This is a genomic window from Arthrobacter pullicola, assembly GCF_014836875.1.
GTDB lineage: Bacteria > Actinomycetota > Actinomycetes > Actinomycetales > Micrococcaceae > Arthrobacter_B > Arthrobacter_B pullicola.
This window is the reverse complement of record NZ_JACSQC010000011.1, coordinates 1-19,084: the sequence shown is the minus strand read 5'-3', so window position 1 is coordinate 19,084 and position 19,084 is coordinate 1. Positions and strand designations below refer to the sequence as shown.

General features: G+C 65.5%; 19 protein-coding genes and 2 tRNA genes. 4 read left to right on the top strand and 17 right to left on the bottom strand.

Annotated features, from left to right (window positions below; genetic code table 11):
• Window positions 1-347: 347 nt before the first annotated feature.
• The 3 genes from H9638_RS16605 to H9638_RS16595 all read right to left on the bottom strand — a co-directional run bounded on the left by H9638_RS16605 (window position 348) and on the right by H9638_RS16595 (window position 3,344).
• Window positions 348-1,586 (bottom strand): glycosyltransferase family 4 protein, encoded by a 1,239-nt coding sequence (locus H9638_RS16605; RefSeq protein WP_191749329.1) that lies wholly within the window; start codon window positions 1,584-1,586, stop codon window positions 348-350.
• 40 nt (window positions 1,587-1,626) lie between these two features.
• Window positions 1,627-2,100: a hypothetical protein gene (locus H9638_RS16600; RefSeq protein WP_191749327.1), complete on the bottom strand. Its 474-nt coding sequence runs from the start codon at window positions 2,098-2,100 to the stop codon at window positions 1,627-1,629.
• Between the two features lie 236 nt (window positions 2,101-2,336).
• Window positions 2,337-3,344 carry an LCP family protein gene (locus tag H9638_RS16595; RefSeq protein ID WP_318241921.1) on the bottom strand — a complete coding sequence of 336 codons (1,008 nt, stop codon included), beginning with the start codon at window positions 3,342-3,344 and terminating at the stop codon, window positions 2,337-2,339.
• Between the two features lie 106 nt (window positions 3,345-3,450).
• Between H9638_RS16595 and H9638_RS16590 the strand changes: the two genes are divergently transcribed.
• Window positions 3,451-3,924, top strand: coding sequence for a DUF3515 family protein (locus tag H9638_RS16590; protein WP_191749325.1), 474 nt, complete (start codon window positions 3,451-3,453; stop codon window positions 3,922-3,924).
• Window positions 3,925-4,036: 112 nt separating this feature from the next.
• Here H9638_RS16590 and H9638_RS16585 read toward each other — a convergent pair whose 3' ends face one another.
• From H9638_RS16585 to leuC, 6 genes are all read right to left on the bottom strand, one after another.
• A complete protein-coding gene (locus tag H9638_RS16585) occupies window positions 4,037-5,176 on the bottom strand; it encodes a D-alanine--D-alanine ligase family protein (RefSeq protein ID WP_191749347.1) in 1,140 nt (379 codons plus the stop codon).
• Between the two features lie 2 nt (window positions 5,177-5,178).
• Complete coding sequence (locus H9638_RS16580) at window positions 5,179-6,216, bottom strand: NAD(P)H-dependent glycerol-3-phosphate dehydrogenase (protein WP_191749324.1); 1,038 nt, start codon at window positions 6,214-6,216, stop codon at window positions 5,179-5,181.
• Window positions 6,213-6,971, bottom strand: coding sequence for a lysophospholipid acyltransferase family protein (locus tag H9638_RS16575; RefSeq protein ID WP_191749322.1), 759 nt, complete (start codon window positions 6,969-6,971; stop codon window positions 6,213-6,215). The genes H9638_RS16580 and H9638_RS16575 overlap by 4 nt, the downstream gene beginning before the upstream one ends.
• A 10-nt stretch (window positions 6,972-6,981) precedes the next feature.
• Entirely contained in the window at window positions 6,982-8,307 is a 1,326-nt protein-coding gene (gene murA, locus H9638_RS16570) for a UDP-N-acetylglucosamine 1-carboxyvinyltransferase (protein ID WP_191749320.1), read from the bottom strand.
• A gap of 223 nt (window positions 8,308-8,530) precedes the next feature.
• A complete protein-coding gene (leuD, locus tag H9638_RS16565) occupies window positions 8,531-9,130 on the bottom strand; it encodes a 3-isopropylmalate dehydratase small subunit (protein ID WP_191749318.1) in 600 nt (199 codons plus the stop codon).
• A 9-nt stretch (window positions 9,131-9,139) separates the two neighbouring features.
• Entirely contained in the window at window positions 9,140-10,603 is a 1,464-nt protein-coding gene (gene leuC / locus H9638_RS16560) for a 3-isopropylmalate dehydratase large subunit (RefSeq protein WP_191749316.1), read from the bottom strand.
• A 144-nt stretch (window positions 10,604-10,747) separates the two neighbouring features.
• Between leuC and H9638_RS16555 the strand changes: the two genes are divergently transcribed.
• Window positions 10,748-11,482, top strand: coding sequence for an IclR family transcriptional regulator (locus tag H9638_RS16555; protein ID WP_191749314.1), 735 nt, complete (start codon window positions 10,748-10,750; stop codon window positions 11,480-11,482).
• Between the two features lie 51 nt (window positions 11,483-11,533).
• Entirely contained in the window at window positions 11,534-11,956 is a 423-nt protein-coding gene (locus H9638_RS16550; RefSeq protein WP_191749312.1) for a potassium channel family protein, read from the top strand.
• Window positions 11,957-11,988: 32 nt separating this feature from the next.
• On the opposite strand, the gene thiL is transcribed toward H9638_RS16550, so the two are convergent.
• Window positions 11,989-13,071 (bottom strand): thiamine-phosphate kinase, encoded by a 1,083-nt coding sequence (thiL, locus tag H9638_RS16545; RefSeq protein WP_318241920.1) that lies wholly within the window; start codon window positions 13,069-13,071, stop codon window positions 11,989-11,991.
• Window positions 13,072-13,186: 115 nt separating this feature from the next.
• Between thiL and H9638_RS16540 the strand changes: the two genes are divergently transcribed.
• Window positions 13,187-13,735 carry a DUF1697 domain-containing protein gene (locus H9638_RS16540; RefSeq protein ID WP_225217564.1) on the top strand — a complete coding sequence of 183 codons (549 nt, stop codon included), beginning with the start codon at window positions 13,187-13,189 and terminating at the stop codon, window positions 13,733-13,735.
• A 79-nt stretch (window positions 13,736-13,814) separates the two neighbouring features.
• Here H9638_RS16540 and H9638_RS16535 read toward each other — a convergent pair.
• The 7 genes from H9638_RS16535 to H9638_RS16505 form a co-directional block, all read right to left on the bottom strand.
• A tRNA-Glu gene (locus tag H9638_RS16535) sits at window positions 13,815-13,887 on the bottom strand.
• Between the two features lie 90 nt (window positions 13,888-13,977).
• Window positions 13,978-14,049, bottom strand: a tRNA-Gln gene (locus tag H9638_RS16530).
• A gap of 209 nt (window positions 14,050-14,258) precedes the next feature.
• A complete protein-coding gene (locus H9638_RS16525) occupies window positions 14,259-14,990 on the bottom strand; it encodes an HAD family hydrolase (RefSeq protein ID WP_225217563.1) in 732 nt (243 codons plus the stop codon).
• A gap of 7 nt (window positions 14,991-14,997) precedes the next feature.
• A complete protein-coding gene (gene gltX, locus H9638_RS16520; protein WP_191749308.1) occupies window positions 14,998-16,518 on the bottom strand; it encodes a glutamate--tRNA ligase in 1,521 nt (506 codons plus the stop codon).
• Between the two features lie 33 nt (window positions 16,519-16,551).
• On the bottom strand, window positions 16,552-17,172 hold the full coding sequence (locus H9638_RS16515) for a hypothetical protein (protein WP_191749307.1): 621 nt from the start codon (window positions 17,170-17,172) through the stop codon (window positions 16,552-16,554).
• 36 nt (window positions 17,173-17,208) lie between these two features.
• The gene (locus H9638_RS16510; RefSeq protein ID WP_191749305.1) at window positions 17,209-17,982 is read right to left on the bottom strand and encodes a fumarylacetoacetate hydrolase family protein; all 774 of its coding nucleotides are present in this window, start codon (window positions 17,980-17,982) and stop codon (window positions 17,209-17,211) included.
• A gap of 65 nt (window positions 17,983-18,047) precedes the next feature.
• The gene (locus H9638_RS16505; protein ID WP_191749302.1) at window positions 18,048-18,797 is read right to left on the bottom strand and encodes a DUF1648 domain-containing protein; all 750 of its coding nucleotides are present in this window, start codon (window positions 18,795-18,797) and stop codon (window positions 18,048-18,050) included.
• Window positions 18,798-19,084: the final 287 nt, after the last annotated feature.

Genomic DNA, 19,084 nt, shown 5'->3' with positions numbered 1-19,084 from the left:
CCAGCCGCGGCTAGTCTGCGGGACCGAAGCCAGCAGTTTTTCCGCAATCTCAGGCAGGGCGGCCGCTGTCGCGACGTCGGCCAAGCGGACTGCTGATCGGGGGGAAACACGCCCGTTCATGGCCCGCATCAGGCGCTTTTCTGCGTCCGGCTTCCGTCCCTCGACAACGGCTGCCATCACGGGCAGGAGCTCTCCGGGCGCCTTCGAGGCTGCGGCAGCTAGAGGACGGACCATGGAACCAGGCAGGCGCCGGGAAACCTGAAGTGCTAGTACGGCAGGGTCATCACCCAGGTGTTCGAAAACTGTTGCACCGGCCAAACCCGCGTTCCGGACAAAATTCACCAGTCTCATCGGCGGTCAGGACCCGCTGACGCGGTCTTGAGCAGTTCCGCATATGCCCGCCCCAGAGTGTCCACGTTGGCATTGCTCTCGACCCAGTCCCGGCCCGAAGTTCCGGTCAGCAGACGGGAGCGGTCAGCAGCCAGTTCTTTCCAAAGTTGGGCTATGGCCTGCGGGTTGGAGGCTACGACGTCACCGGCGTGCGATTCTTCAATAATCTGTTTCGCCTCGCCCAGCACAATTCCTGTGACGTGCCGTCCGACCGCCAGGACCTCATAGGTCTTGGACGGAATTGTTGTCTCGAAGGACTTCCAGTCATCACGCAGCGACACCACGCAGGTATCGGCGCGACGATAATATGCCATGACCTCCGCTGCTCCCTGGGCCGGCCGATGAAACTCAACCGGAGCTCCAAGTGCCTTCGCCAGGGCAATCAGGTGTCGCCGCTGCACCCCATGCCCCACCATGGTCAGATGCACGGAGTCACCGGCCAGCGCAGCCGCCCGGATAACGGTTTCGAGGCGCTGGCTCTCACCATGATTACCCAGGTACAGCACTTCCAGACGCTCCGCGTGGGCGTTGGGGGGAGGAAGGAATTCGCGGGCAGCCGTTTCTATTCCGTTGCTGATCGTCGCAACGTTGACTATTCCCCGCTCCCGGAGCGTCTGCGCGAAGCCATCGGTCACCGTTACTACGAGGGCTGCCCGCTCCTGGATCGCAACGATGACTCTTTCGGCGATGCTCTTGGCGCTGCCTTGGACAATCCGGGCATCCCGGGCGATATCCGGCCACGCATCGCGCATATCGGCGACAAACGGAACGCCCCGCAGCTTGGCGACGACGTACCCGGCCCCAAGGATCGGCAGCGATGGAACGGTCGCGATGACGATGTCGGGCTTATGGCCCAAAAGTCCTGCGACCACGCTTCCTGCAGCGGAGAAACACTGGTCTGCGAACCGGCCAAGGCGGGTGGTCGGATGCCACAAGTAGGGGGCCCGGCGAATCCGCTCACCGTGCTGGCCGGTATCGCAGCGAAAGACGCGCCCGGCGACATTGCGGGGCATCGTCCGGCGTCCGGCCGGGGCGTGAGCGATGGGGGCGACCACGTCGATGCTCCAGCCAAATTCACGGAATGTCCGGATCAGCTGGGTCCATCGGCGCTGGGGTGGACTGTGCTCTGGTGAATACGAGTGCGTCAGCAGCAGTACGCGCACACTAATTCCCCCAAATTCTTTCTTGCGCCTCATCGGCCGCTGGTAAAGCAATCGTTAGTCTACCGAAATATGTTCACTGTTTGTTCACTGGATTAGGCCCCGGCCCACGCAGCTTCACGTAGTAAAGGGCACCGGCTCCCACCAGGAGCAAGATGACGAGCGTCCGGGTGAGCCAATGGGTGCCCCAATCGGTCCCGCCATCCACACTCGCTTTGGTTGCTGACAGGTCCGTCTCCGTTGCACTGGGAACTGGGGCCGGGCTGGACTGGGTGGTCACTTCGGAACGCTTCTCGGAGCCGGACGTCGGTGAGGGCTCCGGCGAGGAGGACTCTTCCGGGGCTGCGAAGATGTTAACCACTTCACCGGTCGACGGGTCCCAACGCAGATCCGTGTACAGCCAGGTGCGGCCGTCCACGAGGTTTCCCGTCCCGGGTTCGATGAGATAGCCGGTGCCCGGATGGACCAGATAGCCACTGGAACGCTCTATCTGGAACCCTGTGGCCGGATCTATGAGGGCCTGCTCAGGTACAGCATGCACCGTGGGCACAGCAGCGGGATCACTCTGCGCCGGTTGGACAGGCGGCTCCGGTGCCGGTACGGCCTCAGTTGGCACTGGCTCAGGAATCGGCTCAGGCGTAGGTTCAGGAGCCACCGTAGGAGGTACCCCTGGATCTGTCGCGCCTGGTTCCTCGTTGCCGAAGGCGGGCGACACTGAGACCGTCGCAATGAGCAACCCAGCGATTGTTCCGCGGCGCAAATATTGGCCTAAATTGCCGGACATGCTCAGTAGTTCTCCCCATTTAGGCCGTCAGCATAAGCCGTTATCATATCGCCCTTGAGCGCGCTGGAAATTTCAGCGATGGCTGCGTCGTCCTTTATTACAATTGACTGCCCGTCCGAGGACGTTCCCACCCCGAGGTTCGGCAGGGTAAACATGTGGATGTCGCCGCTGCGGACGTTCCGCAGTTCCACCGCCAGGCTGCCGGCAGCAGCAGCGTCGAGGGACTCATCGACGCTGAGGAACGGTGAAATTTCGGCAACCACATCATTGATCTTGAGCGGATTGGAGAGCGTTTCTGTGGAAAGGAACCGGCTTATCAGGCCACTAACAAAGGCCTGCTGGTTTTTTACCCGCTGATAGTCCCCGTCGGTAAACGCGTAGCGCTCCCGTACGAATTTCAGGGCGGAATCGCCTTCAAGCGTGATCGGCCCGGCATCAAAGTACTCTCCGTTCGCGCCCGAGGACTGGAACGGAACCTCATTGTTCACCTCCACACCGCCAAGGGCCTTCGTCAGGCCTTTGAATCCCTCGAAGTCGATGACGGCGACATGGTCGATGGGGACATCAAAGAGTCCCTGCACCGTCTCCACCATCAGCGGGACGCCGCCCAAGGCCATCGCTGCGTTGATTTTGTGCTCCCCGTGGCCCGGGATGTCCGTCCAGGTGTCGCGCATGATGGACATTACGTAAACACCCGAGCGGTCCCCCGGCAGGTGAACCAGCATCATGGTGTCGGAGCGTGCGTCTGCTCCTGGATCCCTGGTGTCGCTGCCGATCAGCAGGATGTTCTGGGAGTCTCCGGCCGTCGTCGCCCGCTCGGGGCTCGTGGCGGGAAGGGCATTGGTGATCGTGTGGCTCTCCGCATTGAATGTCCGCGCCAGGTTCCACACGTAACCGCCGGCGGCAAGGGCAGCCACCAGGACCAGGGAAAGCAGCACGAACATTGTGGTCCGGACTGGATGCCGTTCCTTGACCGGTTCGGTGGAAGCGTCATGTAGGAAATCGGTCACGTTAGTAGTCCTAGGGTCCGGGAGGTCGGGCTGCGGTCCGAGTTTACCGGCACCGCCTGAATCGACCGATTCCGACCGGGACCGGCGCGCCGGATACCCTAGGGGTATGAAGTTCTTTCCGGCAGCCGTTTCCGCCGGCTCACTTGTCCTTGCCGCCGCCCTGACCGGCTGCACCCCCGTCGCCGACGTCGACGCCGCCGCGGATGCGGCCAACCCTGATTGCGCGTCAGTGTTGGTTGCTGTCCCCGAGGATCTGGCGGGATCCCAGCAGCGGGAGACCAGCAGCCAGGCGACGGCGGCATGGGGCAGCCCGTCCCAGATCATCCTGCGCTGCGGTGTTCCGGTTCCCGGCCCCACCACCGATGCCTGTGCCACGGTTAACGGCATCGACTGGGTGCTGCGTGAAGAAGGAAGCCTGTGGACGGCCACGACCTACGGCCGTGATCCGGCCATTGAAGTCCTCTTCGACACCAATCAGGTCGCCTCCTCCACCGTGCTGGTGGAACTGGAAAACGCCGTCTCCCGGATCGACCAGACCCGCGAATGCCTCAGCACCAAGGACGTCGAACTGCCCGGATAGGCACGTTCCGCGGTTCAGCAGGCCATCCGGTCCAGTCCCGGCTGCCGCCGGCGCGGCACAGGCTAACGAAGGCCGGTGCGGCACAGGCTAAAGAAAGCCGGCGGTCCGCAACCTAGCGAAGGCCGGTGCGGCGCTCCAGCGCCAGGGTGATCAGTTCATCGATCAGCTCCGTGTACGGCAGGCCGGATTTCGCCCACATCTGCGGGTACATGCTGATGGGGGTGAACCCGGGCATGGTGTTGATCTCATTGATCACCAGTTCGCCGTCCGGTGTGTAGAAAAAGTCGACGCGGGACAGTCCTTCCGCACCCACGGCGTCGAACGCCACCGCAGCCAGCTCGCGGACCCTGGAGGTCACATCGTCCGGCAGGTCCGCCGGGCAGCTGAGGTCCGCCGCAGCGCCGTCAACGTACTTGGCCTCAAAGTCGTACCATTCGTGGCCGCCGTCGCGCACGGCCACTTCTCCGGGTTGGCTGGTCCGCGGGTCATCGTTGCCGCGCCCCTGCAGGACCGCCACTTCGATCTCCCGGCCGTTGATGCCGGCCTCAACAACCACCTTCGGATCGTGCTGGCGGGCGGCCTCGATTGCCTCGCGCAGCCCTGCTTCGCTGGTGACCCGGGTGATTCCCATGGAGGAACCGGCGCGTGCCGGCTTCACGAAGACCGGGAACTGCAGGCCGGCAGCGCGTGCCAGGCAGGCTTCGCTGTCCCGGTTCCACTGGCGGTCGGTGATGACCTCATAGGGGCCAACCGACAGCCCGGCGGCCTCGAAGACCACCTTCATGTAGTGCTTGTCCATCCCCACGGCTGACGCCAGGACGCCGGCGCCCACGTAGCGGATGTCGGCCATCTCCAGTAGGCCCTGCAGCGTGCCGTCCTCGCCGAAGGGACCGTGCAGGAGCGGGAGGACGACGTCGATCCGGCCGAGTGTGCGCGGCAAACCGCCCGGGGCATGGGAGACCAGCTCACGGGAGCTGCCCCGCGTCGAGAGAACGACCGACTCTTCGCCGGGCTCCACTTCCGGCAGGGTTGCGGCGCGCAGGGACCACTGTGCGGGGTCGGCGGAGACCAGCGTCCACTGGCCGTTGCGCGCGATCCCGATCGGGACGACGTCGTACTTGGAGTGGTCAATCGCTTCAAGCACACCCGCGGCCGTCACGCAGCTGACGGAGTGCTCGCTGGACCGTCCGCCGAAGAGCACTGCCACCCGCGGCCGGGCGTCAGCGTTGGCAGCGGGAGTCATGGGTTCCATCGTCACGGGGCGTGCACACCTTCGGCTTTGAGTTCGCGGGCCAGCAGGCGCGGACCCAGTTCGTCTACGGAGATGGTGCCCTGCAGCACTGCAACGACGTTCTCCGTAATCGGCATGTAGACGCCGAGTTGCTGGGCGCGGTCCAGCACGGCCTGCGCGGACTTAATGCCTTCGGCGGTCTGCTGCATGGCCTCGGTGACCTCGTCCAGGGACAGGCCCTGGGCCAGCAGGCGTCCGGCGGTGTGGTTCCGGGACAGGGATGAGGAACAGGTGGCGATGAGGTCGCCCATGCCGGAGAGCCCGAACAGGGTTTCCGTCTTGCCGCCCAGAGCCACGGCCAGACGGGTGGTTTCAGCGAGCCCGCGGGTCATCACGGAGGCCTTGGTGTTGTCCCCCATTTGCTTGCCCTCACAGATGCCGACGGCCAGGGCAATAACGTTCTTGACGATCCCGCCGATTTCGGTGCCGGTCACGTCGGTGTTGGTGTACGGCCGGAAGTAGGGCGCGGTGCAGGCAGAAGCGATCCAGCCAGCCGTTGCCAGGTCGGAACAGGCCACGACGGAGGCCGTGGGTTCTTCGCGGGCAATTTCCATGGCCAGGTTCGGTCCGGACAGGACGGCGATCCTCTCCTGCGGCCAGTCGAGTTCTTCGGCGATGACCTGGCTCATCCGCGCGTCTGTCCCGACCTCCAGGCCCTTCATCAGGGAGAGGATGACGGCGTCCTTCGGGACCAGGTGCTTGAATTCCCGCAGCTGCGCCCGCAGCGTCTGTGCAGGCACAGCCAGCACCACCAACTGGGCGCCGGCCAGGACAACAGCGGCGTCGTCGCTGGCCCGCAGGTTCGCCGGGAGGGCAATATCCCCCAGGTAACGGGTGTTGCGGTGCGTGGTGTTGATCTCCTCGGCCGCGTCTGCGCGGCGGGCCCAGACACGGACGTCCGTGCCGCGGGAAGCGCCGGCGTCCGCGGCGACCTTGGCAAACGTGGTCCCCCAGCTTCCGGCTCCGAGGACTGCTATGGCACTGGCGTGCGGGATGTTCACTTTGTCTTCTCCGATTCCCCGTCATAGCCGCGGCCGACGGATTTCTGTCCCTTCGCGGCCGGGTCCCAGCGTTCCGCCGGGGCCTTCTCTCCCCGGAGGGACGCGACGAGGTCCGTCAGCTCTGCCATGATCCGCTCCGTAGCTTCATCGAGCACTGACTTGGTCAGCGGCACCCCGCGCAGGTCTGAGAGGTCCACCGGAGGTCCCACCAGCACCCGCACACGCTTGCGCGGAAAGAGATGCAGCATTTTGCCGTACCGCGGGAGCACGTCCTGCGCGCCCCACTGCGCCACCGGGAGAACCGGTGCGCCGGTCTGCAGGGCGAGGCGCGCCGCGCCTGTCCGGCCCTTCATCGGCCACAGATCAGGATCCCGGGTGAGCGTGCCCTCAGGGTAGACGATCAGCGCGCCGTCGGCGTCGATCACCGACTGGGCGCCCGCCAGCGAAGCGGCCGCGCCAGCCCCGCCCCGGGTCACCGGCACCTGCTTGGTGGCCCGCAGGGCCGGGCCAAGGACCGGGACCTTAAAGAGCGAAGCCTTGGCAAGGTAACGCGGCAGGATGCCCTGGCTGTAGAAGAAGTGGCCCACCACCAGCGGATCGATCTCGGTCACGTGGTTGGCGCAGGCAATAAAACCTCGCCCCTTGGGCAGATTTTCCATGCCTTCCCAGCGCCGTCCCATCATCAGGTTCATCGCCGGCCGGACCACCGAAGCCAGGATGGTAAACGTGATGCGTGACTTAGCCGATTCGCCCATGGTTCAGAGCCTACTTCCCCCCGGCGACGTCAAAGTCCGCGCCGAGGCCTTCCAGCTTGTCGAGGAAGTGCTCGTAGCCCCGGTTGATGAGTTCGACGCCGGTGACCCGGGAGGTGCCCTCCGCCGCCAGGGCGGCAATCAGGTGGCTGAAGCCGCCGCGCAGGTCGGGAATGTCGATCTCGGCACCCTTAAGCTTCACCGGGCCGGAGATCACCGCGGAGTGCAGGAAGTTGCGCTGCCCGAAACGGCAGGGGATGCTGCCCAGGCATTCGCGGTGCACCTGGATGTTGGCGCCCATGCGGATCAGGGCGTCCGTGAAACCGAACCGGTTCTCGTAAACCGTCTCATGCACAATCGACACGCCTTCGGCCTGGCTGAGGGCGACGACCAGCGGCTGCTGCCAGTCGGTCATAAAGCCGGGGTGGACGTCGGTCTCGAGGACCAGCGGATTCAGCTTGCCGCCCGGGTGATAGAACCGGATCCCGTCGTCGTCGACGTCGAAGGCGCCGCCGATCTTGCGGTAGATGTTCAGGAAGGCCGTCAGATCCTGCTGGTTGGCGCCCTCAACGTAAATGTCACCCTTGGTGACCAGAGCTGCCGAGGCCCAGGAAGCGGCCTCGTTGCGGTCCGGAAGGGCCCGGTGGTTATAACCGGTCAGCTCGGGGACGCCCTCGATGCGGATCACGCGGTCCGTCTGGACGGTGATGATCGCGCCCATTTTCTGCAGCACGGCGATCAGGTCAAGGATTTCAGGCTCGACGGCGGCACCGCTGAGTTCGGTGATGCCCTCGGCACGCACGGCGGTCAGCAGCACCTGTTCGGTGGCGCCGACGCTCGGGTACGGCAGGTCCAGCTTGGCGCCCTTGAGGCCCTTGGGCGCGGAAATGGCGATGCCGCCGGGGCGCTTTTCCACCAGTGCGCCGAAGTTGCGCAGCATCTGCAGGTGGTAGTCAATCGGGCGGTCACCGATTTTGCAGCCGCCGAGGTCCGGAATGAACGCTTCGCCAATGCTGTGCATCAGCGGACCGCACAGCAGGATCGGGATGCGGGAGTCGCCGGCGTGGGCATCGATGTCCCGCGAGGCTGCCGTCTTGGCGTTCTGCGGGTCCATCAGCAGGTCTCCGGTAACCGGATCCTTGGTGACCTCAACTCCGTGCAGCTTCAGCAGCGACGTAACGACGTCGACGTCCTTGATCTCGGGGACGTTCCGCAGCAGGGACGGGCTGTTGCCCAGCAGAGCTGCCACCATGGCTTTGGGGACGAGGTTCTTAGCCCCGCGAACCGGTACTTTTCCTGTGAGCGGTACCCCACCACGGATGGTTAGAACGGAACCCATGAACACCTGTTTCTTTCGTCTGGATTGCCCCCACGGCCACTAGAGACTGCTTCCTAATCATAGGAGCAAGCAGGCCCTTTCCCTAAATAACCCAGCCGCCGGAGCCCATACCGGAGGCCAAAAGCCGGTGCCGCTTTAGGGGGAAGCCAATGGGCCTCCCCATGCGGGAAGGCCCATCAGTTACATGCTGTGCCCGGTGCCGGGCTGATACCGCCGGGACTGGCTAGGTGCGGGCCGGAAGGGTGGCCGGCTTGAAGGCGGGACGGCGGGCTTCAAAGGCCGTGATGTCCGCTTCGTGGCGCATGGTCAGCCCGATGTCGTCGAGGCCTTCCAGCAGCCGCCAGCGGGTGTAGTCGTCAATCTGGAAGGGCGCGGTGACGCTGCCGCAGACCACGGTGCGGGCCTGGAGGTCAACGCTTACTTCGGTGCCGGGCGAGTTTTCCAGGACCTTCCAGATGAGCTCAATGTCATCCTGTGCGACCTGCGCGGCCACCAGGCCCTGCTTGCCGGAGTTGCCCCGGAAAATGTCTGCGAAGCGGGAGGACAGGACGGCCCGGAAGCCGTAGTCCTTCAGCGCCCAGACTGCATGCTCGCGGGAGGATCCGGTGCCGAAGTCGGGCCCGGCCACCAGGACGGATCCGGCGCTGTACGGTTCCTGGTTCAGGATGAACTCGGGGTTCTTCCGCCACCCGGCGAAGAGGGCGTCCTCGAATCCGGTCCGCGTGATGCGCTTGAGGTACACAGCGGGGATGATCTGGTCAGTGTCCACATCGCTCTGGCGCAGCGGAACACCAATGCCGGTGTGCGTGGTGATCTTTTCCATTCTCTTCTCCTAGGCTGCAGCGGTGGCGGTGGTACCGGCGGCCGCGCCGGGCAGGGGGTCAAGGTCCGACGGCGAGCTCAGCGTTCCGCGCACAGCCGTGGCTGCTGCCACGACCGGAGAGACGAGGTGGGTGCGCCCGCCCTTGCCCTGGCGTCCTTCAAAGTTGCGGTTGGAGGTGGAGGCGCAGCGCTCCCCCGGTTCCAGCTGGTCCGGGTTCATGCCCAGGCACATGGAGCAGCCGGCAAAACGCCATTCGGCGCCGAAGTCCTTGAACACCTTGTCCAGGCCCTCGGCCTCGGCTTCCAGGCGGACCCGGGCTGATCCGGGAACCACCATCATGCGGATGTCCGGGTCCTTCTCCCGGCCGCGGATGATGTCCGCGGCGATGCGCAGGTCCTCGATCCGGCTGTTGGTGCAGGAGCCGAGGAACACGGTGTCCACCCGGATGTCCTTCATGGGCGTGCCGGGCTGCAGGTCCATGTACTCCAGGGCACGTTCGGCTGCTGCCTTGGCGTTCTCATCCCCGAAGTCCTCGGGCGAAGGCACTGCACCGGAGAGCGAGATTCCCTGGCCGGGGTTGGTTCCCCAGGTGACAAACGGCTCGAGTTCATCGGCATCCAGGAACACCTCGGCGTCGAACACGGCATCCGGATCGGTGACCAGGGATTTCCAGTGCTCGACGGCGGCATCCCAGTCCGCGCCCTGCGGCGCGTGCGGCTTGCCCTTGAGGTAGGCGAACGTTGTTTCATCCGGTGCCACCATGCCGGCACGGGCGCCGGCTTCGATGGACATGTTGCAGATGGTCATGCGTGCTTCCATGGACAGCGCCCGGATGGCCGAGCCGCGGTATTCCAGGACGTAGCCCTGGCCGCCGCCGGTGCCGATCTTCGCGATGACCGCCAGGATGATGTCCTTGGACGTGACGCCCGGGCGCAGGGTGCCTTCCACATTGATGGCCATGGTCTTGAACGGCTTCAGGGACAGCGTCTGCGTGGCCATCACGTGCTCGACCTCGGAGGTTCCGATGCCCATGGCCAGGGCACCGAAGGCGCCGTGGGTGGAGGTGTGCGAATCGCCGCACACCACGGTGAGGCCGGGCTGGGTCAGGCCCAGCTGCGGCCCGACCACGTGCACGATCCCCTGCTCAGCGTCACCCAGCGGGTGCAGCCGCACCCCGAACTCGGCGCAGTTGGCCCGCAGGGTTTCAATCTGTGTCCGGCTCACCGGATCGGCGATCGGCTTGTCGATCGCCAGGGTGGGCGTGTTGTGGTCTTCGGTGGCAATGGTCAGGTCCGGGCGCCGCAGCTTGCGTCCGGCCAGGCGCAGCCCCTCAAAGGCCTGCGGCGAGGTGACCTCATGGACAAGGTGGAGATCGATGTAGAGGAGATCCGGTGCGCCGTCCTCGCCCTTGGCGACCACGTGGCCGTCCCACACCTTCTCCGCGAGCGTTCTGCCCGCTGCATGCTCTCCCATGACCATGTGCTCCTCGCCTGATATAGCTCCGGCGGGCAGTGCGCCCTGAGCCGGAATCCTGATGCAATTAAGAGAACCAGCACCCCGCCTCGGGCGCCACTTTTCGCATTTGCATCTCAGATACTGAGACGGCAGTATCATCCTATGGACAATTCTAGCGGCGTCGGAGCCAGCGGTGTCGGCGTTATCGACAAGGCCGCCATGGTGCTTGACGCACTCGAGGCCGGCCCCACATCCCTCGCCCAGCTGGTTGCCGCCACCGGACTGGCACGGCCCACGGTGCACCGCCTTGCCCTGGCGCTGGTGCACCACCGGCTGGTCGGGCGGGATATCCAGGGACGGTTCGTCCTGGGCAGCCGGCTCGTGGAGCTGGCCTCGGCCGCCGGTGAGGACCGGCTGATCGCCTCCGCGGGGCCGGTTCTCCTGGCTCTGCGCGACGCAACGGGCGAAAGCTCCCAGGTCTTCCGGCGGCAGGGTGAATGGCGCGTCTGCGTGGCCTCCGCCGAACGTCCCATCGGCCTGCGGGACACGATTCCCGTGGGCACCCAGCTCTCCATGAAGGCAGGCTCTGCCGCCCAGGTGCTCCTGGCGTGGGAGGACCATGACAGGCTCCTGGAGGGCCTGCAGCACGCCCGGTTCACTCCCACCGTGCTTGCGGGGGTCCGCCGGCGCGGGTGGGCGCAGAGCCTCGGCGAACGCGAGCCGGGCGTAGCGTCGGTGTCCGCGCCGGTCCGCGGACCGTCGGGCCGCGTTATCGCCGCCATCTCCATCTCCGGGCCGATCGAACGGCTGACCCGCCAGCCGGGCCGCATCCACGCGGAGGTGGTCAGCCGGGCCGCTGGCCAGCTCACCGAGGCGCTGAGGGCCAACTCCGACTGACCTGACGGCCTCCGGGGCCTATCCTGAAATCCTCAGGCCCTAGGAGCATCCATGAAACGGTTTCGTGTCCTCTGGCACATCGTCCGCCTCACCGGGGCCGATGTGGTTGTCTACGGCTTCCTGATTGTCTACGGATGCGCCGCTCTGGTGCTTCCGCGCTTTGAACCGGGAATACCAACGCTCGGCGATTCCCTCTGGTATCTCTTCGTTTCCTTTACGACCATCGGATTTGGGGACTTTGTTGCGGTGACCTTCGTCGGGCGGCTCATTACCGTGTTCGTGGCTCTCTACGGAATTCTTGTGGTGGCCCTGGCCACCGGCGTCATCGTGGGCTTCTACAACGAGCTGCTTCGTGCCCGCACCAAGGAGAGCCTGCGGGAGTTCGTCGATGAGCTGGAACACCTGCCCGACCTCACCAAGGAGCAGCTGAAGGACCTCGCTGCCCGGGTGAAGGAGCGGCACATTCTGGGTTAGCCCTCCGTACGGGCGGTGCCCGCCCCTGCCGGTCAGCCGGCGAAGTGATCCCAGCCGGCTGCCGACGGTGCCCTGCCGCCCACCGTGACCAGGCCAGCCGATTTACCGCTGCCGGTCCCCCCGCTCCGGGTCCTCCCGCTGCCGCGGGTTTCCTGTCCGGGACGGTGTGCGGCTTCTGCTTCCCTTTCCAGCACCGTTCCGATTCTCCGGAAACCGCGCGGCAGTTCTGCTCCTTCCGCGAAGGCGGCCAGCAGGCCGTGGTCCTCTCCCCCGCCCAGCACCCAGTCGACAGCCTTGGCTCCGAGTCTCTCCGCGGCTTCCGCCAGCGGTCCTGCCTCGCGCAGCAGGGCCTGTGGGTCCAGATCGATCCGGACCTCGGAGGCCAGCGCCAGGCGTACGGCGTCGCGCACCACGCCGTCGGAAATGTCCATCATCGCGTGAGCGCCTGCTGCGGCGGCGGCCGGGCCGGCCACCAGGGGCGGGCACGGCCGGGACTGGGCCGCCGTCAGAGCCCTGGCACCACCATCAAGGGACGCGTAGTCAGTGCCGCCGTCCAGCAGTGCCAGCCCCGCTGCCGCATGCCCCAGCACCCCGCAGACGGCCAGCATGTCGCCGGGCAGGGCGCCCGAGCGCAGCACCGGGTCACGGCCCTGCAGGCCGCCGGTCACCGCCGCCGTAACCACCAGGATTTCGCCCCGGCCCAGGTCACCGCCAGCCACCACGCAGTCTTCCGCCCCGAGCGCCCGGAGGGCCGCAGAAAGGCCGTCCGCCAGGTCCTCCACCCAGGTCAGCAGGGTGTTTGGCGGGAGCGTCAGGCTGACCACCAGGGAAGTCGGAACCGCACCCATGGCGTTGATGTCGGAGAGATTCTGCGCCGCACATTTCCAGCCGACGTCATACCCGGTGGTCCGGTAGCCGCCGGGCCAGGCCAGCCGGAAATCCTGGTCCTGGACCAAAGTGTCAATCGAGATAACCGTGCGGCCGTCCGGGGCAGCCAGCAGCGCGGCGTCGTCACCCGGCCCCAGCAGTGCCTTCCCGGAACCAAGCCGGGGGAAAATCCGGGCCAGCAGCTCCCCTTCGCTCAGGTCGCCTGCATACCGGGGATGCTCTGCCACTGTCTGGGTCCTTTGTCTGGCTGCTGTAGTTGTGTTGTCAGTCTGCGCGGAAACGGGCGGGGCAATCTCCTCCGGCTCAGCGCGGTCCGCGGCCGGAGGCGGTACGCTCAGCTTCATGGACGCAGACCCGCTGTACACCTATGCCATCCTACTGCGGGGTGTGAACGTGGGCGGGGTGACGGTAAAGATGGAGCCGCTCCGCGAAACCCTCTCCCGCCTGCCGGTGAAGGGGGTCCGCACCGTGCTGGCCAGTGGCAACGCCGTGGCGGCTTCCGCACTGTCCGCGGCGGAGCTGAAGGCCGCTGCCGAAGATGCGCTGCGGAAGGATTTCGGTTACGAGGCGTGGGTGGTCGTTATCCCGCTGGACCGGCTGCGCTCACTGACAGCTGCGGTGCCCTATCCGCCCGATGACCCGGCAACCCATGCGTACGTGACCTTCGGGTCCGATGCCGGCATGCTCACTGAGCTCTTCGAGGCGGCTGCCGAAGCGGGAGCGGAACAGGTTCGCCTGGGACCGGAGGCAACGGCCTGGCCCTGCCCGAAAGGTGCGACCCTGGATTCCGCCCTGGCAAAGATCAGTTCCAAACCCCGGTACAAAGCGCACACCACTACGCGGAATGTCCGGACGCTGCAAAAGATTCTGGCCGCGGGCGAAAAGATCTAAGACAAGAAGATAGTGAAAAGCCGGAAATCAGCTTAAACAAAAACGGTCCCGGACATTTCTGTCCGGGACCGTCATCTTGTGACCCCAGCGGGATTCGAACCCGCGTTACCGCCGTGAGAGGGCAGCGTACTAGGCCGCTATACGATGGGGCCATTTGTACCACTTGCTAAGTGAACTCAATAAGTATTTCATACTCATTGTTTATTTCTCAAATCCGGCCCGGAGGCCTTCTTTGATTAGCGCTGGGATACCAGGACTCGAACCTAGAATGTCGGTACCAGAAACCGATGTGTTGCCAATTACACCATATCCCAATGTGCTTATCCGGGCTGCTTCGGAAGCTTCAACTTCCCGCTGCAACCCCTCAGCACGAGTTATTACTATACACGGGTTCTGGCGTGAGTACAAAACGGGCCTGTTCCCCCCGCCGCCGCACCCCCAGCGTGCGGTCCGTGACCGCTTCCCGGGCGCTTTCTGGCCGCGCCTGCCCAGCCCGGGAACGCTCAGCCCAGGAACACCCCAGTCAGGAAAGCTGGCAGAGCCCGGGCACTGCCTTCAGGGAGGAGATGACCGTGAGGTCCGGATACTCGTCCCTCAGGGCAGCCTCGCCGCTGCGTTCCAGCCAAATGCCCCGCAGGCCTGCAGCGTCAGCCCCAGCGGCGTCCACCACGGGGTTGTCCCCCACATAGAGGGTCCGGGCCGGATCGGTTCCGAGCCGGCGTACGCCCTCGAGGAAAATCGCCGGGTCCGGTTTCGCGGCGTCCACAGTGTCAATGCCAACCAGGATCTTGATCCGCTGGAGTCCAGCAGCATCCAGCTTGGCCCGCTGGTAGTCATGCACGTTATTGCTCACTGCACCGTAGGGGATCCCCAGGGCATCCAACTCATCCAGTACGGCTGTGGCGTCGTCGAACGCCGTGAAGTGCTGGGGCAGCACCTGCTCGTAGGCCGTGTTCCAGGCCTCCTCGGCGTCGCCGTCCAGCGCCGGCAGGCCATGGGCCTGCTGGGCGTGCGCCACGCGGAGCAGCCGCTGCTTCGTGAAGCTGAGCTCGCCGACCAGGTACTTGTCGTAGTAGCCGAGCGGATCAGCTGCATAGAGATGCTGGTACGCGGCCCAGTCCGCTTCCGTGAAGTGAGCCAGCTGCTCCGCACTAATTTGGCGCAGCGTGTTGCCCATGGCGGTGCGGAGGTCCACGAGGGTCTCATCGATATCAAAGAGCACGCCCATGGACGCTCCGCCCCGCATTTCAGTCATGGACGGCTCAGGCCTCCGCGGCGCGGAACGCGCGGATGCGAGCCAGGGACGAGTCCTTGCCCAGGATCACCATGGATTCGAAGAGCGGCGGGGAGATCCGACGGCCGGAAACGGCCGTGCGGACCGGGCCAAAGGCAAGGCGCGGCTTGATACCCATTTCTTCCACCAGCGCCTGGCGCAGGGCAGCCTGAATGTTCTCAGCGGTCCATTCCTGGACCGGTTCCAGCGCTGCGAGGGTGGCATCGAGCACCTCGGTGAGGTTCGCCGGGAGGCCCTTCCGCGCGTCGTCCGCCACATCGATGGCGTCGTCAGCCTTGAACAGGAACCCGAGCATGTCCGGGGCTTCGCCGAGCAGTGTGATGCGCTCCTGCACCAGCGGTGCTGCCTCGGTGAGGATTTCCTCCTGGCGGGCGGTGAGGGTGCCCCCCACCAGTCCGGCGTGCTGCAGGTACGGCACCAGCCGGTTCCGGAAGTCGGTGGCCTCAAGCATGCGCACGTGGGTGCCGTTGATCGCTTCGGCCTTCTTCAGGTCAAAGCGCGCCGGGTTGGACAGGACGTCGTGGATGTCGAAGTTCTTGATCAGTTCGTCCACGCCGAAGATGTCCTCGTCAGCGGAGAGCGACCAGCCCAGGAGGGAGAGGTAGTTCAGCAGGCCCTCGGGGATGAAGCCGCGTTCGCGGTGCAGGAACAGGCTGGACTCAGGATCGCGCTTGGAAAGCTTCTTGTTGCCGGCACCCATAACGTACGGCAGGTGCCCGAACAGCGGCATGTACTCCGCCACTCCTACGTCGATCAGCGCCCGGTACAAGGCAATCTGGCGCGGTGTGGAGGAGAGGAGGTCTTCGCCGCGCAGCACATGGGTGATGCCCATCAGCGCGTCATCCACCGGGTTGACCAGCGTGTAGAGCGGAGCGCCGTTAGCGCGGACCACCACGAAGTCCGGCACGGTGCCGGCCTTGAAGGTGATTTCGCCGCGGACCAGGTCGGTAAAGGTGATGTCTTCGTCCGGCATCCGCACGCGGAGCACGGGCTCGCGGCCCTCGGCCTTGAACGCCGCAATCTGCTCTTCGGTCAGATTGCGGTCAAAGTTGTCGTACCCGAGTTTGATGTCCCGGCCGGCGGCGCGGTGGCGTGCTTCGATTTCCTCGGGCGTCGAGTAGGACTCGTACAGGTGCCCGGCGTCCTTGAGCTTGCGGATGACCTCCTGGTAGATCTCCCCGCGCTGCGACTGGCGGTACGGTGCGTGCGGGCCGCCAACTTCCACGCCCTCATCCCAGGTGATGCCAAGCCAGTTCAGGGCGTCCAGGAGCTGGTGGTAGCTCTCTTCGCTGTCCCGGGCCGCGTCGGTGTCCTCAATGCGGAACACCATGGTGCCGCCGGTGTGCTTGGCGTAGGCCCAGTTGAACAGCGCGGTGCGGATCAGTCCGACGTGCGGGGTACCCGTGGGAGACGGGCAGAAACGCACGCGCACCGGCGTGCTGTCGTTGACGGTGGGTAGATCGGCGAGGGAAGAAGGCTCAGTAGTCATGATTTCCCCAGTTTAGTCGCTGCGGGCAAGCCGTCAGCCGGATGCGGCCCGAAGCAGCAGGAAAAGCCCGCCTCCGACCACGGCGCCCGCCGCAGCTGAGGCCAGCTGCCGGCGTCGGGCCGTGTTCAGGAGCAGCAGCGCTGCGGCGCACAGCGCGCCCAACGCTGCCGCTGCCCCCACTCCCCCGGGTCCCGGGATTGCTGCCCACGCCAGGACGGGCAGAATAACGACGCCGGCGCCCAGGCTCAGCGCCGGCCAGTCCGGCCGCCGAGGGCGGGGCAGCACCAGGGTGAGTGTGTAAGAAGCCATCATCGCGAAGACGACGGCGGCCAGTTCCCGGGGGCCGTCCAGCCACAGGATGAGCCGCAGGAGCATAAAACACAGCGCCCCGGCGCCCAGAATCACGGGTCCGGTACCGGCGCGGGAGATCGACCGGCGCAGGTCGCCCCTCCGGTCCAGCGTGCGCACGAGCACCCAGGGAAAAACGATCACCAGCAGCACGGTACCGGCACCCCAGAACCAGGCTTCCGCCGTCGTCGTTCCGGAGCCGGACCCGGCTGCCTGGCTGGCGAACGGTGCCAGCAGCAGGGCAGCGGCCCACATGATCCCGGGAGCCAGCGCTGCGCCGCGCGGCGGAACAGGTGTTGCCGTCATTCCCCTGCTGCCGTTTCCCCCGCCGCCGAACCCGGGCTAGGCCCGGACGATGTTCGCCAGGGTGCCGATGCCCTCGACCTGCACCTCGACGCGCTGGCCCTCGGTGAGGAGGCCGACGCCGGCAGGGGTGCCGGTGAGGATGACGTCACCCGGAAGCAGCGTGAAGGCCTGGGACACGTAGGACACGAGTTCCTTAACACCCCAGATCATCTGGTCGGTGTTGCCGTTCTGGACCTGCTCGCCGTCCAGGAACGCGCGGACGGCCAGGTTGTCGGTGTCCAGCTCGGTCTCGATCCACGGTCCGATCGGGCAGGAGGTATCGAAGCCCTTGGCCCGTGCCCACTGGTCATCGGTGCGCTGGGCATCGCGGGCGGTCAGGTCATTGGCACAGGTGTAGCCGAAAACCACTTCGTCCACCCGGTCCAGGGGAACATCCTTGCAGATCCGCCCGATGACCACGGCCAGCTCGGCCTCGTAGGAAACCTCTTCGGAGAAGGAGGGCAGCACGATCGGATCGTTCGGGCCAATCACCGAGGTGTTGGGCTTGAGGAACATCAGGGGCGCCGGCGGAACATCATTGCCCATTTCGGCAACGTGGTCTGCGTAGTTCCGGCCGATCCCCACCACCTTGCTGCGCGGAATAATCGGGGCGAGGAGCCGTACGTCCTCGAGCTTGTGCCGCTCCCCCGTGAGCTGCACGCCGGAGAAGAAGGGGTCACCCTTGATAACCGCAATTTCTTCGAAACCTTCTTCGCCGTCGACGACGCCGAAAGCAGGGTCACTGTCCTGGATAAACCGAGCAATACGCATGCTCCCAAGCCTAGTCGAGAATGGCGGCCGGGTATGTGCTGCTTCTGCGGAGTGGCCTGCGCGGATCACAACAGGGCAAACACGCCCAAACCAAGGGGAAGCCCCACAAACAGCAGCAGAAAAATGACGACGACGGCGCGTCCCCGCCGGTTGCCCACGTTCACGGTCATTCCAGTTCCGGTCCCCTGCCGTTTGGAAACCAGCACATGCGGATCATCGGCGTCGTTATAAAGAATGCCAGCTACCCACTTGCTGTCCTCCGCATTCTCCTCCGCCGACGGGTAAACACCCTCCCGTTCCGCGGCCCGGCGGGCCCAGCGGGTTGCCGCGGCGAACGCACAGGTCAAGGCAACCAGGACAGCGCCGGTCGCGGCCAGGGCGGGCCAGATTGGAGCCCGATCCGGAGTGGTCCACCCGGCCAGCGTCAGGTACCCAATGACTACGGCCATCAGGAAGGATGTCGCTCCCAGGGCTGCAACCGTCCCGCGGATCATTCCTTCCCGCCGGTACAGCTCCCATGGACTGGCATTTTCGTTCTCCTGGACCATCGCGGGCGCGGCCGCGGAAAGCAGTGCCAGCAGCAAGCTCACCCCGGCGCCCATCATCAAGGGCAGGTATACCGAGCCGAAGGACTTGTCCTCCCACGCGTCCGGGCGTCCGCTGCCACCCCAGTGAGTCGGCACGGAATCTGGCAGCGAATCGTAGATCGATGCCCCATAGGCAAACACTCCGCCCAGAAGCACGACTCCCACGAGATGCGTCAGCCAGACAGGCCCTCGTCCTTTGGACAATTCCCTTCGCTCAGACGTTTCCATTCCGCCAACGTAGCATCGCCCTGTTGCCCGTGCCGCGGGACTAACCGGTGGCGGCGAACACAGCGGGAGGCTGTCAGTCTGAGGTCCAGAACCGCGGGGCCGGGTGTGCGGGCCGGGTGGGATGAAATTCACATACGGTCCGCCTCAGGTGCGTACCCGAAGTCGGTGATGTCAGTTAGATAGTGGGCTGGCGGACAAGTCACCCCGCGGTGGGTGTGCAGGTCTGGCGGCTTCACCGGCTCTCGCCCTCGCTGGATGGGCAGGTATGGTGACCAAAATCGCGCGGA